A 15,432-nucleotide genomic window follows, 5' to 3' on the forward strand; every position below is an offset into this window, starting at 1 on the left:
GTTTTCGAAAGGATCGTCGTAAACACTGACATAGCAGAAGAGGCGCGAGCCGACGGACTCGCGTTCGTTTCCCACAAGGAGTGTGTCGGTGATGAAGTTGTCTTTTTCGCAGAAGTTATGGATGCCGCTTTTGGCCAGCCTGCTCTGTCTCGCCACGTTGGCGGTGACCGATGCGTGGCGAACACGCACGATTCGTCTGGATGAAAGAAAGACCGATCTCGTGCATGCGACCCAGGCAGCCCTCAGTGTGGTCAAGACGTTCGCCGCGCAGGCGGCAGCCGGCAAGATCACCGAAGACGAAGCGAAAAAACGGGCACTCGACGTCATACGCGACATCCGCTACGGTGATTCGGGCTACTTCACGATTCTCGACTCGCAACCCGTCGTACTGATGCACCCGTTCAGGCCTGAGCTGCAAGGCCGCAACATGGCTTCATTCGCCGACCCCAACGGCGTGCTGCTCTACCGCGACGTGCTCGATCAGATCAAACGCGATGGACACGGCTTCACTTCCTACTCGTTTTCCAAGCCTAACGCGACAGGCGTCTTTCCGAAGCTCTCATATAACGACAGCTATCGCCCGTGGGACTGGGTGTTCATGACGGGCGTCTACATCGACGATATCGACACCGCCTTCCGGTCCGCACTCTATCAAAGCATCGGTTTGCTGGCCGTCGCGGCTGCGCTGCTGAGCGCCATCGTCGTGGTCATCAACCGCGGCATCCTGCGCACGCTCGGCGGCGAGCCGGCGTACGCCGCCGAAATCGCCGAGCACATCGCCAACAACGACCTCGCTCTCAAGGTGCAGACCGTGCCCGGCGACACCAGCAGCCTGCTCTTCTCGATGAAGCGCATGCAGGACCAGCTGGCTGGCACGATCCGCTCGATCAAGGTATCGACCGATTCGATTGCTACCGCAACCAGCGAGATTGCGGCCGGCAATCAGGACCTTTCGCAGCGCACCGAGGAACAGGCGGCTGCCCTGCAGGAGACCGCGGCCAGCATGGAAGAGCTGACGGGCACCGTCAACCAGAACGCCGAGAACGCGCGTCAGGCGAGCCAGGTCACCGCCCAGGCCATGGAGGTTGCCGAGCGTGGCAGCCATATCGTGAGCCAGGTGATCGAGACGATGAACGGCATCCATGCAAGTTCGGACCGGATCGCCGACATCGTCGGCATGATCGAGGGCATCGCCTTTCAGACCAACATCCTGGCGCTGAACGCCGCCGTGGAAGCGGCACGCGCGGGTGAACAGGGACGCGGATTCGCGGTGGTCGCCGCCGAAGTGCGCTCGCTGGCCCAGCGTTCTTCGTCGGCTTCGAAGGAGATCAAGGAGCTGATTCAGGAATCGGTGGACCGTGTGCGAGACGGTACGCAGTTCGTTGACTCTGCGGGCGCGACGATGAAAGAGGTGACGCAGTCCGTACGGCGCGTGACCGACATCATGGGCGAGATCGCCGCCGCATCGGTTGAACAAAGCAAGGGGATAGGCCAGGTCAACCAGGCCGTCTCGCAGATGGATTCGGTGACCCAGCAGAACGCCGCGCTCGTCGAGCAGGCGGCAGCCGCCGCGTCATCGCTCGAATCGCAAGCGGGCGAGTTGAAATCGGCCGTGGCGATCTTCCGGGTTCAATAAGGCATACCAATCATCTTCGGGCGGCTGCTGCAACGGCGAGCCGCCCGTGACAGCTAGCCTCTCGACCTCGACTTCAACCTCGACTACGACCAGTTCACTCCCGGCCGGCGTGAGTTCGCTTTCCACCGGCCTGAGCACAACCGACAGCACAGTAGCCGACCTCTCGACTTCGATATCGACCACCGCAAGTTCGCTGCTCTCCACGTTGCCGGCATCCACCTTTGCGAGCGTGAGTTCTCTTTCAACGGTCGTATCGGCGTCAGCCACGCACTATTACAGCGTGAACGATAGTGGCTCGACATTGGACAACCACGACAACAGGGGCGCAACGGGCTCGTATGCCGTAGCGGTGGGTGCCGACGCCTCCGCGGCGCGTGCAAGTGCAGTTGCTCTCGGTAACGGCGCCACCGCAAGTTGGGACGGCGCCATCGCCATTGGCCATGCCGCCGCCGCTCAGAACGGCCGGGCGGCTTACACGGGCATTCCAGCGGCCACGGCGTTGACGATGATCCCCGAGGTCGATCGGGGCAAGACGCTCGCCATCGGAATCGGCACAGGGAGCTACCAGGGCTATAGCGCCGCTGCGCTCGGCTTCAGTGCCCAGATCGCCAACAATCTGAAGATCAAAGGAGGCGTGAACGGCGGCGCCGGAGGATATTCCTACGGCGCCGGCGCGAGCTATCAGTGGTAACGGAGAGACGAAGCGCGCGTCGCGCTCAAACCGTCTCTTGCAGACGCTTTGCCAACGCGCGCAAGTTTTGCGTACTATCGGTCAGCACCTCGGGCCCTACCGCCGCCCGCATCGCGATCAGATCCTTGAGACTGCGCATGTCCTGACCGCGGTTCACCGTGACGGCGCCCGTGAGCGTTTCGCCCTGCAGGCCGCACAGCACGAAGGCGGGATCGTCGAGCGTGCCGCGCACAACCCACGTGGGCGCCTGCATGTCGCCGGCAAACTGGATGTTCATGCCGTATTGATCGGTCCAGAACCAGGGTACGCCGCCCAGTGCCGGCGTGTGGCCCAGCATCGCACTCACCGCGGTTTCGGCCTGCCTGTTCGCGTTTTCCCACGTTTCGCGGCGCACATGCCGTGCCGTCCGCGTGTCCCATTGACACGTGTTATCCCCTGCAGCGAACACGTCCGCGTCCGACGTGCGGCAGTTCGCGTCGACCACGACGCCATTGCCGACGGCAAGGCCCGCGTCGCGCGCCAGTTCCACGTTGGGCTCTGCGCCGACTCCGTAGACTACCGTTTCCGCCCGGACTTCCGTGCCGTCATCGAGTATGAGAGCGAATGCATCGCCGTCACGGCGCGCATCCACGAGGCGGCGCCCCGTAAGCAACGCCACTCCACGTTGCCGATGCACGCTTTCAAGGTAACGGCTCAGCACAGCGGGCGCGTTGCGCGCCATGACGGCATCCGCCTGCTCGATCACGGTCGCCTCCACGCCCAGTTCGACCGCGCTGGACGCCACTTCGAGCCCGATGACCCCGCCGCCGACAATCGCCACGCGCCGCGCACGGCGAAGCGAGGCCGCCAGTGCACGCGCCTCGTTGAGCGTGCGCAGCGTGTGCACGCCGGCACCTAGCCGGTCGAGCAGCGGCAGGCGGCGCGCCCGTGCGCCCGTGGCCAGCAGCAGCTTGTCGTAGACAAGCTGGTTGCCGTCGGCCAGCGTCAACGCGTGTCGGCGTAGATCGAGCGCTTGCACCGCCACGCCCGACATCAGCACGATGCCAGTCTCACGCTCGAAGTCGCGCGGAAGAATACCGGGTTGACACTCATCAGGATTCCACAAGACTTGCTTCGAAAGCGGCGGCCGCTCATATGGCATATGCGGCTCGTCGCCGATCAGCACAATGCGGCCTTCGAAGTGCTGCCGGCGCAACTCCATCGCTGCTCTCGCGCCGGCCTGGCCCGCGCCGACGATAACGAATGTGGGCTGATCCATGATGTTTTCGTGCGCTAGTCTCACAGCGCCAGTCCGCCCGCAACATGGCGGATGCCGCGAATGCCGAGCCCGGCGTCCGCATTGATCATCACGCCGCTCAACGTGCGGTTGTTCGCACGCGAGGCGAGCAGCACGAACGGCCCGGTGAAATCATCCGGATTCGGGAAGAACTGCAACGGCAAGATGCTCGCGATGTCTTCGGGACTGCGCGAATCCATGATGCGTATGCCGTCTTGCCCCAACGAAGCAGGGCCGCGCAGATCGCTTGCCATCCCGCACGGCGCGACGCCGTTGACGCGCACTTTGGGCGCCAGTTCGTAGGCCAACTGCCGGATCAAACCAGCCGCCGCATGCTTGCTCGCGGTATAGAGCGGCCCGCCACCACCCGGATAGAACGACGCATTCGAGAGCGTGAAGATCATGCTGCCACGCGATGCGATGAGCGCGTCCGCGGCGGCCTTTGCCCCGAGCAGATATCCCTTGACGTTGATCGAGAAGAGTTCGTCGAAGCCCTCGGCAAGGCGTTCTGGAGAAAGGCTCGTGAGTGATGCGGCATGGTCCCAGATCGCGGCGTTGCCAACGAACGTGTCGAGCTTGCCGAAGCGCGCCGTCACCGCCGTCACCGCGCGCTCGTTGTCGGCGTAACGCGTCACGTCCCCCTGCACGGCAACAATTTTTTCGCCGAAGCGTGCCTGCAGCGCCGCAACCTTTTCGGCCGAGCGCTCCAGCACGCCCACGTGCGCGCCCTCGTCGAGAAAGCGCTCCACGAGCGCAAGCCCGAGGCCGGAGCCACCGCCCGTGATGAGTGCCACCTCTTCCTTCAGCCAGCTCATGCTTCGGCCTCCGCCACTTCGACGTAGATCGTGCCGTCTTCCACCGTTACCGGATAAGTGGCGAGCGGCTCCGTTGCAGGCTGGCAAAGCGCCGTGCCGGTCTTCAGACAGAAGCGTGCGGCGTGCAGCGGGCACTCCACGGTGCCGTCGTCCTCGACATATCCCTCGGACATCGAAGCATTGCCGTGGCTACAGCGGTCGGTCGTCGCATAGAACACGCCCTGCACGTTGAAGACGGCGATCGCCTCGGACGGCCCGTCAATCTTTACGGCTTCGCCTTCGGCCAGCGTGCCGACCGGGCAAACGGTAATACGGCTCATGATCAGAAAATCACACTGAGGTTATGGGACGTCAACACCACCTGGTCGAGCACGATCTCGCGGCGGCAGAGCAGCCAGCCGTGTGCGGTGTCCGCGCGACGCACGCGATCGCGGCGCATGCCGACGTAAAACGCTTCGTCGCGCTCCTTCTGCGAGCGGTACAGCAGGTAGTTCACGCGCACGTCGAATTCGCCGGGCGCATCGGTGGCTTCGATCTGGACGTTCGAGACCAGATGCCGCGTGCGCGACGGCGGTTCTTCCGCCCATGCCATGGCGGTTTCAAGACGTGCTACACGCCGCTCCAGCTGGAACTTCGTGTCGTTGAAAATCCACGTGGTGGGCGGCTGCACGCCTTTGCGCCGATCGCGTGTCTGCGCGTTCACCACCGTACGCATCACGTAGCCGATGTCTTCGGCAAGCAGGTCCAGCCAGTCGCGAAATTTCCAGTCGTCGAGCAAAGCGGCCTCGCGATACAGAAACTGCGAGATCTCGTGATGCAGCTCCAGAGAGACCGCGGCGGATTGCGGTGCTTCCAGCACATTCATTTCAGCACCTCCTGCTTGTACGCGCTCGTGCGTTCGTTGACCTCTTCCCAGCTCTCCGACATCAGCAGGTCGGCCCAGCGCCGGTACATGCCGCGAGCGGCCGTCTCTGAAAAAATGTAGTTCGTTATGCCAGGCACGCCGTCTTCGCGCACGCGCTCGCCGTGCAGCCCCATTTCGAGGCAGAGCCGCGTCTTTTTCGCGCGATGGCCGCGCAGTACCTTCTGTACCTCGGCCCAGTTCTCTGAGTCGTCCTGCTCGAGAAAGCCCGCGGGACCGAACGCACGCGTGGCGCTGCGCTCGAACGCCGCTTTCACATCGTCGGGTGCGTTCTTGTCGGCGATGCAGAATGCCCAGACTTCCACCTGGTGCGGCCCGCGCGGATGCCACACGCGCAGCGTCGCCGTACCGTTGAGCCACGACAGCGTGGGGAACATGTTGTTGTGACCGGCAAGACGCAGCGCGCGCACTTTGCCAAGGCGCGCCTCGGCCTCGGAATACGTGTCGCGGAAGTATTGCGACACCTCGCCGTCCACCCACACGTTCGCGTCGGGTTTTTCGGTAAAGAAGAAGCCGCTGCCGTGACCGTCTTCGCCGTATTGCACGGCGTCCTTCGCGGTCTCCCAGACAGGGCGGGCGGTCTGGCCCGAGCCGAGCGCCTTGTTCGCATCGCCGCTCTTCGCGCCGAGCACCTCGACTGCCGATGCATGCGAAAACAGCGCGTGATACTGGTCGCTCGCAAACTGCTCGGCCGGGAATTTCCAGTTGCAGTCGATCACCCACTTCTGCACGCCGCCGATGATCTCGGTGCCGCCCTCGCGGCGATCGAGCACGCCGTCGAGATACCACGCGATATCGCCCATGTAGCTGCGCAGGTCGGGGGCCGTGGCGTCCCAGTTGCCGAATACGAGGCCCTTGTAGGTCTCCACGCGCGTCACTTCGAGCAGGCCCCACTTCTCCTTGCACAGTCCCTGCGGGTAGGCACGCGGTTCGAGCGGCACTTCGATCAGCGCGCCGTCCACGCCATACGACCAGCCGTGGTACGGACACGTGAAGGCGCGCGTGTTGCCGCTGTCGGCATGGCTCACGCGCATCGAGCGATGGCGGCATTGGTTGAGGAATGCCTTGATCGAGCCGTCCTTCTGGCGTACGACGACGATCGGGTCTTCGCCCATGTAGGTGTTGAAGAAGTCGCCCGCCTTCGGAATCTGGCTTTCGTGCGCGAGAAACAGCCAGCAGCGCCCGAAAATGCGCTCCATTTCGAGTTCGTAGATTGCGGGGTCGGTGTAGATTGCCGATGTCACGCGTCCGTTGCCGGCATCCACGAGCGCGCCGACGTTGAGTTTGGTGGTGGTCATCCGTGTCTCCTCCGTGGCATTACCCATTCCATATCGGTAAGCACGCGGTGCATGATCCTTGTTCGCGCCTGCGCTGTGAAATACTTTGTTTGTAGGTTCTGAGACTTTTCGGCGATCATTCATCCAATGGAACTCCGACATCTGCGTTACTTCATTGCCGTCGCGGACGAACTCAACTTCACGCGCGCCGCGCTTCGTCTGAATACGGCACAGCCTTCGCTCAGCCAGCAAATTCGCGATCTCGAAGAGGAAGTGGGCACGCCGCTATTCGTGCGCTCGAAGCGCAAGGTCGAATTGACGGAGGCCGGCAAGGCATTTCTGGAAGAGGCGCGGCTTGCGCTCGCGCAGGTAGAGCACGCTATTGCGCGTGCGCGGCAGGTGGGCGAGCAACGCGCGCTCACAGTGACGATCGGTTTCGTGCCCGCTGCCGAGATACGGATCTTTCCGACCGTGTTGCCGAAACTGCGGCTTCAGTTTCCGGAACTGAACGTGGAGTTGCGCAGCCTTCCAACGATGGAGCAGGAAGACGCGCTGCTGCGCGGCGATATCGACATCGCGTTCATGCGTCGACCGGTGCGCACGGCGGCGCTACAGACGGAGACCGTGCTGACGGAGCCGCTCATCGTATTGATGCCGGCGAACCATCCGCTCGCGGCACACGAATGCGTCACGCCGGCGATGCTCGACGGCCTGCCGTTCATTCGCACCGACCCCGCCTATGCCGGCCAGCTCTACGACATCGTGCAACGCTACTTCGAGACGCACGGCATACACCCCGAGGTCGTACAGGTCGCAACGAACATCCTGCTCAACCTGAACCTCGTGGGCATGGGGCTCGGCGTTGCGCTGTTGCCCGAGTACGTCACGGCACTCACGGGCGAATCGCTGTGCTGCCGCCCGCTCGCACAGCCCGCGCCCTCCATCGATCTATTGATGGTTTCGCGCCCGGGGCCGCACTCGCCGCAGATCGAAGCCCTCATCGAGCTGATGCGGCGAGCGTCCTTTCGTCCGGGTGCCTGAGGTGTCGCCTGAAGCGCCCCATGACGTGCGTTAATCCTGCAAAAACTCCAGCACCATGCGGTTGAACTTGTTCGCATGTTCCCACTGGGCCCAGTGACCGCAGCGGTTGAAGATGTGCATCTCCGCGTTCGGCATGCCCCACAGCAAACGCAGGCCGATATCGAACGGCACGAAGCGATCGTCGCGTCCCCAGATGATCAACGCGTGAGCCTTGATTTCCGCCAGGCGCGGACCGTAGTCGCTGAATTGCTTCGGCTGTGCCGCGAGACTCTTGACCCAGTTTTCCAGATGGTCGCGCCGCGCCAGCATGTTTTCCACGCGCAGTTGCAGCAACTCGTCAGTGAGCGCGCTGGCGTCGTAGACGAACACATTCATCATGCGCTTCACGTTTTCGAGCGTCGGCTCGCGGTAAACGTGATTCAGCAGCTTGATGCCTTCGGTGGGCATCGGCACGAACTGGCTCGGGCCGCCTGTGCCTCCGCCCATCAGTACGAGCTTGCCGATACGTTCGGGGTTCGCGAGCGCGAAAGCCGTGGCGCTGTGGCCGCCCATCGAATTGCCCACCACGTGTGCGCGTTCGATACCGAGATGGTCCAGCACGAGCTGGACGATGCGGCCGTTGAAGTCCGAGCGCGATCCGCTGGTATTGAGGAATGCGTCGCTTTTTCCCCAGCCCGGCATGTCGATCAGCAGCACGCGGTAGCCCGCGGCGGCGAACGCATCGATATTGCGGTGGAAGTTCGCCCACCCGGTCGCGCCCGGCCCGGAGCCGTGCAGCATCACGACGGCCTGGCCCGAGGCGGGACCGACGTCGTTGTAGTGGACGTTGAACTCGACCTCGCCGTCGCGAACCTTCGCGAACCGGCTGGAAGAGGCTTCGGTAGAGGCAGATGCGTTGGCACTCATGTGCGAATCCTTCATTTGAATATGCTGCTCGTGCAGCGATAAAACGACCCTAAGCGGCGCAGCGGAAATCCGCGCGCCGCTCGTGTTCATGTCCGTTGTTATGCCTGTGCGGCTTCCTGCTTCTTCAGCAAGTCGAGCGCGACGTCGACGATCATGTCCTCCTGGCCGCCCACCATGCGCCGCTTGCCGAGTTCGACCAGGATGTCCACCGTCTTGAGGCCGTACTTGTTCGCCGCCACCTCCGAGTGACGCAGGAAGCTCGAATACACGCCGGCGTAACCGAGCGCGAGCGTCTCGCGGTCCACACGCACCGGACGGTCCTGCAGCGGGCGCACGATGTCGTCGGCCGCATCCATCAGCGTGTACAGATCGGTGCCGTGGTTCCAGCCCATGCGCTGCGCCGCGGCGATGAACACTTCGAGCGGAGCGTTGCCGGCGCCCGCGCCCATGCCGGCAAGCGATGCATCGATGCGGTCGCAGCCCTCCTCCACAGCGACGATCGAGTTCGCCACACCGAGGCTCAGGTTGTGATGCGCGTGGATGCCGGTTTCGGTTTCCGGCTCGAGCACGGCTTTGACTGCACGGAAGCGGTCGCGCACATCGCTCATGCTCAACGCGCCGCCTGAGTCAACCACGTAGATGCACGTCGCGCCGTAGCGCTCCATCTTCTTCGCTTCCTGCGCGAGATTTTCCGGCGAGGTCATGTGGCTCATCATCAAGAAGCCGACCGTGTCCATGCCGAGTTCGCGCGCGTATTCGATGTGCTGCTTCGAGATGTCCGCTTCGGTGCAATGCGTGGCCACGCGCACCACGCGCGCACCGGCCTCGTACGCGGCCTTGAGGTCGTGCAGCGTGCCGATGCCCGGCAGCAACAGCGTGGCGATCTTCGAATGCGTGACCACGTCGGCCACCGCCTCGATCCATTCGAGATCGCTGTGCGCGCCAAAGCCGTAGTTGAAGCTCGACCCTTGCAGGCCATCGCCGTGCGCCACCTCGATGGAATCCACCTTCGCCTTGTCCAGCGCGCGCGCAATGTCTTGCACGTTCTGGATCGAGTATTGATGACGGATCGCGTGGCTGCCGTCGCGCAGCGTCACGTCGGAGATATAGAGTTTCTTGCTCGTGTTCATGCGTTCCTCGCTCTCTTATTCAGCCACATCAGCGGCCAGGGCGGCGGCCACGGCAGCGTGCGCCATGCGCTCCGCAGTGGCGAGCGCGGCGGAGGTCATGATGTCCAGGTTGCCCGCATACGAGGGCAGGTAGTGCGCCGCGCCTTCCACTTCGATGAAGATCGAGGTCTTCAGGCCGCTGAACTTGCCATGGCCCGGAATGTTGAGCGGCGCGCTCTCGGGAATCACATCGAACTGAACCTTCTGCTTGAGTCGATAGCCGGGCACGTAAGCGTTCACGGCCTTCGCCATCTCTTCAACCGAGGCTTCGATGCGCGCCGGGTCCGCCGCTTCCGAAAGCACGTAGACGGTGTCGCGCATCATCACGGGCGGCTCGGCCGGGTTCAGCACGATAATCGCCTTGCCCCGCGCAGCGCGCCCTACCACTTCGATCGCCATCGAGGTTGTTTCGGTGAACTCGTCAATGTTGGCACGCGTGCCGGGCCCCGCCGAGCGGCTGCTGATCGACGCGACGATCTCCGCGTAATGCACGTGCGCCACGCGCGATACGGCCGCGACCATGGGAATGGTGGCCTGCCCGCCGCAGGTGACCATGTTCACGTTCTTTGCGTCGAGATGCGCGTCGAGGTTGACCACGGGCACGCAATACGGACCGATCGCAGCAGGCGTGAGGTCGATTACGCGAATATCGGGCTTGTGCTGGCGCAGAAACGCGTCGTTCTTCACGTGCGCGCCGGCGGAGGTTGCGTCGAACACGAAGTCGATGTCGTTGAACACGGGCAGATTGACGAGGCCCTGCACGCCTTCGTGTGTGGTCGCGACGCCAAGACGCGCGGCACGTGCGAGGCCGTCCGAGTTCGGGTCGATGCCGACCATTGCGCCCATCTCCAGATGCTTGCCGTGGCGCATGATCTTGATCATGAGGTCGGTGCCGATGTTGCCCGAGCCGATGATCGCCGCTTTGAGTTTGGCGGAAGCCATGTCGAATTCCTTGACGAAATGAATGTGTCTCGCGGGGAGTTATGCGAAGCTCGCACGCACGCTGCCGAGCCCGTCGATGTGCGCGGTGTAGGTACCCGGCTGGGTCACGGCCACCATCGGCCCCAGCGCGCCGGTGAGCACCACGTCGCCTGCGCAGAGCGGTGTGCCCAGTTGCGCCATGCGGTCTGCGAGCCAGACGGCCGCGTTGAGCGGATTGCCGAGGCAGGCGCCCCCGTTGCCGCGCGACAGCACTTCGCCGTCGCGCTCGAGCGTCATACCGGCTGCCACCAGATCGAGGTCGGCCAGCGCCACCGGACGGCTGCCCAACACGAAGAGTGCGCTCGATGCGTTGTCGGCCACGGTATCCACAAACCGGATGTCCCAATTGCGAATGCGGCTGTCCACCACTTCGATGGCGGCAAGCGCGTAGGCGGTCGCGTCGATGAGGTCGGCGAACGTATGCTTGCCGGCGGTGAGATCGCGTTTCAGCACGAGAGCGATCTCGGCTTCCACCTTGGGCTGGATCAGGCTCGCAAGCGGCATCGGCTGGTTGTCGCCGTAAGCCATGCTCGCGAACAGCGTGCCGAAATCCGGCTGATCCACGCCAAGCTGCTTTTGCACTGCGAGCGAAGTGAGCCCGATCTTGCGGCCAACAATGCGCTCGCCCGCCGCCACGCGTGCGTCGACATTGGCTTGCTGCACAGCGTAGGCGCTCGCCATGTCGTCGAGCGCGATCTCGCCGCGCACGGGTTCCACGACTTCACGCGTGCGCCCTGCTTCACGCAGGCGAACGGCCAGCGCTGTTATGGCGTCCTGATTCAGCATTCCTGATTCTCCTTTCCTGACCGTTCAATTTGCGGGCTGCGCGTGCATCACGGCAAAGCCGGCGATCCACTCCGGAATCGCGCGGTAGAAATCGACGTGTGCTTCATAAGGACCGCAGGCCGCCAGCGCGCCGAACGCGGCCACCCACGTGCGGATCTCGTGCGCCGACCGGCCCCCCTCGCGCGTGATCGAGCTGTTGGTCATGCCGTCCACAGCCAGTAAGTCATCCTTGAGATGGGCGAGGAAGGCCTGATCCCACTCGGGATTGAGTGCACGCATATTCGGCGCGTCGCCGGCGGAGAACGCCCGGGCTGCGGCCACCGTCCGTTGCTGGCGCTGCGCCCGCGCCTCGGGCGTCGGGTTGCGGCCTGAAATCAGGCGTTGCGCCACTTCGTCGTTCGCGCCGGCAAGTTCGGGCACCGGCGGTTCATGCGAAATGCCGCCGGACCCGACCAGCAACACGCGTTTGCCGGTGCGCGCCGCAAAGCGGCCCACTGCCTGGCCCAACAGGCGCGAGCGGCGCAGCGTGGCCATGGGCGGCGCAACCGAGTTGATGAACACCGGAATCGAGGGATAGCGGTCGAGGCCACCCGTCAGCACTTCGAGCGCCTGCGCGCAGCCGTGATCCACCTGCATGCGGTACGAGAGGGCCACGTCGACATCGTCGGCGAGAACGCTTTCGGCCATCTGCCGTGCGATGTCGGATGGCACGTCGAGCGCGCCGGCAAGGCTCTTGAAATCGCCCACCGCGGTCGCCGCGGCGCCGATACAGAACGGCGGCATCAGGTCGTAGAAGAAGCCGTTGTAGTGGTCCGGCGCGAACACGATCACGAGTTCGGGATCGAACCGGCGCACGCGCTCCCGCGCAGCCGCGCCCGCGCGCTCCACTTCGGCCACGACTTCAGGCGCCGGATCGTAGTAGCCGTGCAGCGGTGTGTGGGACAAACATTCGAGGTGAATCGGCATTACAGGGCTCCAACGGTCTCGCGGACGGCAGTGTGTTGCTTCGGTACAGAGGGCGCGGCGCGCAAGTCGAGCTTGCCGGCCAGTTCGACAATGGCAGGCGACACTTCGTGCGGTGCGCACAGGCCGGCGACGAAGCGGTCCGGGCGCAGCAGCACGACGGATGCCGGCTGGGCGCCGAACCAGTCCTTGAGGCGCCCCTGAACATCGCCGAGCGCCGTCACGCCGGGTGGCACGTCGTTGGTATAGGTCATCTGAACATCGGGTTTCGCGAACACGAAGCGGCCGCCCAGGCGCTCCCAGATGCCGCGCGCTTCGTCGGTCAATCCGAAGGTGGGGTCCGCGCCCCAGGCCAGCACGGTGAAGCCGTTGCCGATGGCATCGTCCAGACGCACGACCTCATCGGCCGGCGTGCGCACGTATGGCTGGATGAACATGCGGCCAACCGGCGACTTCTCGAGCGGATCGCGGCCATAGGCGAGGCGGCCGATCAGCGACGCGCGATTCTGCGACATCAGATTGAGCAACCGGCCGAGCGGGCCGTCGCCCGCCCGTTCGAGACGGCGCGCAAGCCAGCCGCCCGTCTGCTTCGGCTCGGGCAGCAGCACCACGCCGCGCTCGTAGCGTGGCATCGGCTTGAAGCGCATCTCCACGAAATAGCGCTTCACGGACGGGAAGATCGATGCGCTTCTGATCAGCACGGCCCGCATCGCCTTGCCGAGCGTCGACAAGGGCGCAACGATGTCGCCGGCCACTTCGGAGAGGTGGATCATGGAGCGCGCATGCGCGCGGCGCTCGGCGGTGTAGCTGTCGAGCAGGCCCGGTCCCGCCGTGCCCTTCACCACCATGGCGAGCTTCCAGCCGAGGTTGCTCGCATCGCGCATGCCGCTGTTGTAGCCCTGCCCCTGCCAGACCGGCATGATGTGCGCAGCGTCGCCGGCCAGCAGGATGCGCCCCACGCGAAACGTGCTCGCGAGGCGCGCGTTGTGCGTGTACACGCGCTTGCGGATGTAGTCGACCTTGTCCGGCTCCGCGACGAGCTTGCGCATCAGCTTGGCGAGGTTCTCCGGCTTCGAGAGTTCCTCTTCGGTCTCGTCGGGCATCACCATGAACTCGAAGCGGCGGATGCCGTGCGGCAGCGCCGCGGACACGTACGGCCGCTCGTTGTCGCACACGAGATAGACGTGCGGCGTGCCGACCGGGTCGTTGCGCACGTCCACCACGATCCACTGGTTCGGCTTGGTGCGCCCCTCGAATGGCAGATCGAGACCGCGGCGCACGCTGCTGCCGCCGCCGTCGCAGCCCACCATGTAGGCCGCGCGAATCGTGCGCCGCGCGCCGTTCGAATCTTCTGCTTCGATCGTCACGCCCTGGTCGTTCTGGATGAACGACACGACGCCGTGCCCGAACAGCACGTCGACGTGCGGGAAGCGCTTCAGGCCGTCGTACAGCACGCGATCGGCGAGCGGCTGCAGGAAAGCGTTACGGCGCGACCAGCCGAACTCGTCGGTGCGCGGTTCGATGGAGGCGAAGCACTGGCCGTCGCCGGTGGTAAAGCGCATCCAGTGATCGGGCGTGATGTGGGGCAGCAGCGTCGAGGCGAGCCCGATGGACTGGAACACGCGCAATGCTTCGTCATCCAGACCGATTGCGCGCGGATAGTCGATGATCTGATCGAGCTTCTCGATCACGATCACGCTGATGCCTTGCTGTCCGAGAAGGTTGGCGATCGTGAGTCCGACCGGCCCGGCGCCGATGATGGCGACGTCGGCCGAGAGCGCGCCCGTGCGCGCTCCATTGACTGGGGACATGTCTCTCTCCTATGTCGACGCGGCATGGGGACTGGCATATGGCGATGCGTCCACGCCGCTTTTGAGGAAAGTCTAAGGAGCGCCCCCGTCGTGCTCAAACAATTGACAAGAATGTGCACTGAATGCACATTACTGTTTTTAAAGGATTTTTCGTGACGAAATACGCCAACGTGCGCGGTCTCGCGCGGGGCTTACAGGTGCTTCGGGCGCTCAACGCGATGGAGGGCGGGCGGGCCACGAGCCAGCAGATCAGCGAAGCGACGGGGCTGCACCGCACGACGGTGCGCCGGCTTCTCGAAACGCTCGTAGACGAAGGCTGCGTGCGCCGCAGCACGTCCGACGACAGTTTCCGGCTTGCGCTCGGCGTTCGTTCGTTAAGCGAAGGATTCACCGACGACGAACGCATCGCAATGGTCGCGCCGCCCATCATGGGGCGGCTGCTGCAGCGCGTGGTCTGGCCGTCCGATCTCACGACGCCGGACGGCGACGCCATGCTGATCCGCGAGACGACGCACCGCTTCAGCCCGCTCTCGTTTCACCGTTCCATGGTGGGACGGCGTCTGCCGATTCTGCTGACGGCCGCAGGCCGCGTGTACTTTTCGACGTGCCCCGACGCCGAACGCGAAGACATGCTCGACCTGCTGCGCTCAGGCGCGGGCGGCGACGCCCAGCGAAGCCTCGCATGCGACGACGCGTACATTCGCAACCTCGTGCGTCAAACGCGCGAAGACGGCTTCGGCTCCAATCATGGCGACTGGTCCGAACAAAGGAAGATCGGCGCGCTGGCGGTCGCCGTGGGGTCGAATGAACGCGTGCTGGCCAGCCTCAATGTGATCTACCTGTCGAAGGCCATCGCGGCGAAAGAGGCCGTGAAGCGCTTTCTTCCCGCGCTGAAAGAGGCGGCCGGCGAAATCGCGGAGGCGCTTGCGGGGCCTGCCATTGCGTAGCGACGAGCGCGCCGGCGTAACGCACCGCGCGAACGATGCCCACGGTGAAATGGCGGCGAGCGGCACGGGCGGCACGAGTGGCCGTGTGCCGGGCCGAGGCTGCACGGGCAGCGGCCCGCCGTAGACACTGGCGAGCACCGGGACGTCGAGCGTCGCGACGTTGACGCGGTCGACGGCCGTCACGCGGCAATGCAGCGCGCCGGGCTTCGGG

Annotated in this window: 15 protein-coding genes; 4 read left to right on the plus strand and 11 right to left on the minus strand. The window is 64.4% G+C overall.

Annotated features, from left to right (window positions below):
• Positions 1–91 precede the first annotated feature (91 nt).
• Positions 92–1,636, plus strand: coding sequence for a methyl-accepting chemotaxis protein (locus P2869_RS10885; RefSeq protein WP_277596455.1), 1,545 nt, complete (start codon positions 92–94; stop codon positions 1,634–1,636).
• 46 nt (positions 1,637–1,682) lie between these two features.
• Positions 1,683–2,327, plus strand: coding sequence for a YadA C-terminal domain-containing protein (locus P2869_RS10890; RefSeq protein ID WP_277596456.1), 645 nt, complete (start codon positions 1,683–1,685; stop codon positions 2,325–2,327).
• Between the two features lie 25 nt (positions 2,328–2,352).
• Here the strand turns inward: P2869_RS10890 and hcaD are convergent, their stop codons facing one another.
• The 5 genes from hcaD to hcaE are packed head-to-tail and all read right to left on the minus strand — an operon-like array spanning position 2,353 to position 6,638.
• A complete protein-coding gene (gene hcaD / locus P2869_RS10895) occupies positions 2,353–3,585 on the minus strand; it encodes a 3-phenylpropionate/cinnamic acid dioxygenase ferredoxin--NAD(+) reductase subunit (RefSeq protein WP_277596457.1) in 1,233 nt (410 codons plus the stop codon).
• A gap of 20 nt (positions 3,586–3,605) precedes the next feature.
• Positions 3,606–4,418, minus strand: coding sequence for a 3-phenylpropionate-dihydrodiol/cinnamic acid-dihydrodiol dehydrogenase (gene hcaB, locus P2869_RS10900; RefSeq protein ID WP_277596458.1), 813 nt, complete (start codon positions 4,416–4,418; stop codon positions 3,606–3,608).
• The gene (hcaC, locus tag P2869_RS10905; RefSeq protein ID WP_114811155.1) at positions 4,415–4,738 is read right to left on the minus strand and encodes a 3-phenylpropionate/cinnamic acid dioxygenase ferredoxin subunit; all 324 of its coding nucleotides are present in this window, start codon (positions 4,736–4,738) and stop codon (positions 4,415–4,417) included. The genes hcaB and hcaC overlap by 4 nt, the downstream gene beginning before the upstream one ends.
• 2 nt (positions 4,739–4,740) lie before the next feature.
• A complete protein-coding gene (hcaF, locus tag P2869_RS10910) occupies positions 4,741–5,283 on the minus strand; it encodes a 3-phenylpropionate/cinnamic acid dioxygenase subunit beta (RefSeq protein ID WP_277596459.1) in 543 nt (180 codons plus the stop codon).
• A complete protein-coding gene (hcaE, locus tag P2869_RS10915) occupies positions 5,280–6,638 on the minus strand; it encodes a 3-phenylpropionate/cinnamic acid dioxygenase subunit alpha (RefSeq protein ID WP_277596460.1) in 1,359 nt (452 codons plus the stop codon). The genes hcaF and hcaE overlap by 4 nt, the downstream gene beginning before the upstream one ends.
• Positions 6,639–6,764: 126 nt before the next feature.
• On the opposite strand from hcaE, the gene hcaR reads away from it, so the two are divergent.
• Entirely contained in the window at positions 6,765–7,658 is an 894-nt protein-coding gene (hcaR, locus tag P2869_RS10920; protein ID WP_277596461.1) for a DNA-binding transcriptional regulator HcaR, read from the plus strand.
• 30 nt (positions 7,659–7,688) lie between these two features.
• Here the strand turns inward: hcaR and P2869_RS10925 are convergent, their stop codons facing one another.
• The 6 genes from P2869_RS10925 to P2869_RS10950 all read right to left on the minus strand — a co-directional run bounded on the left by P2869_RS10925 (position 7,689) and on the right by P2869_RS10950 (position 14,274).
• Positions 7,689–8,564 (minus strand): alpha/beta fold hydrolase, encoded by an 876-nt coding sequence (locus P2869_RS10925; protein WP_277596462.1) that lies wholly within the window; start codon positions 8,562–8,564, stop codon positions 7,689–7,691.
• 98 nt (positions 8,565–8,662) lie between these two features.
• Entirely contained in the window at positions 8,663–9,694 is a 1,032-nt protein-coding gene (gene dmpG, locus P2869_RS10930) for a 4-hydroxy-2-oxovalerate aldolase (protein ID WP_199539737.1), read from the minus strand.
• Between the two features lie 15 nt (positions 9,695–9,709).
• On the minus strand, positions 9,710–10,675 hold the full coding sequence (locus P2869_RS10935) for an acetaldehyde dehydrogenase (acetylating) (protein WP_017776321.1): 966 nt from the start codon (positions 10,673–10,675) through the stop codon (positions 9,710–9,712).
• 39 nt (positions 10,676–10,714) lie between these two features.
• The gene (gene mhpD / locus P2869_RS10940; protein WP_277596464.1) at positions 10,715–11,500 is read right to left on the minus strand and encodes a 2-keto-4-pentenoate hydratase; all 786 of its coding nucleotides are present in this window, start codon (positions 11,498–11,500) and stop codon (positions 10,715–10,717) included.
• Between the two features lie 24 nt (positions 11,501–11,524).
• A complete protein-coding gene (locus P2869_RS10945) occupies positions 11,525–12,466 on the minus strand; it encodes a 3-carboxyethylcatechol 2,3-dioxygenase (RefSeq protein ID WP_277596465.1) in 942 nt (313 codons plus the stop codon).
• Positions 12,466–14,274, minus strand: coding sequence for a bifunctional 3-(3-hydroxy-phenyl)propionate/3-hydroxycinnamic acid hydroxylase (locus tag P2869_RS10950; RefSeq protein ID WP_277596466.1), 1,809 nt, complete (start codon positions 14,272–14,274; stop codon positions 12,466–12,468). The genes P2869_RS10945 and P2869_RS10950 overlap by 1 nt, the downstream gene beginning before the upstream one ends.
• Before the next feature lie 152 nt (positions 14,275–14,426).
• Between P2869_RS10950 and P2869_RS10955 the strand changes: the two genes are divergently transcribed.
• On the plus strand, positions 14,427–15,221 hold the full coding sequence (locus P2869_RS10955) for a DNA-binding transcriptional regulator (RefSeq protein ID WP_017776317.1): 795 nt from the start codon (positions 14,427–14,429) through the stop codon (positions 15,219–15,221).
• Positions 15,222–15,432 lie beyond the last annotated feature (211 nt).

Origin of the sequence: Paraburkholderia sp. SUR17 (assembly GCF_029536165.1) — a bacterium.
Classification (GTDB): domain Bacteria; phylum Pseudomonadota; class Gammaproteobacteria; order Burkholderiales; family Burkholderiaceae; genus Paraburkholderia; species Paraburkholderia kururiensis.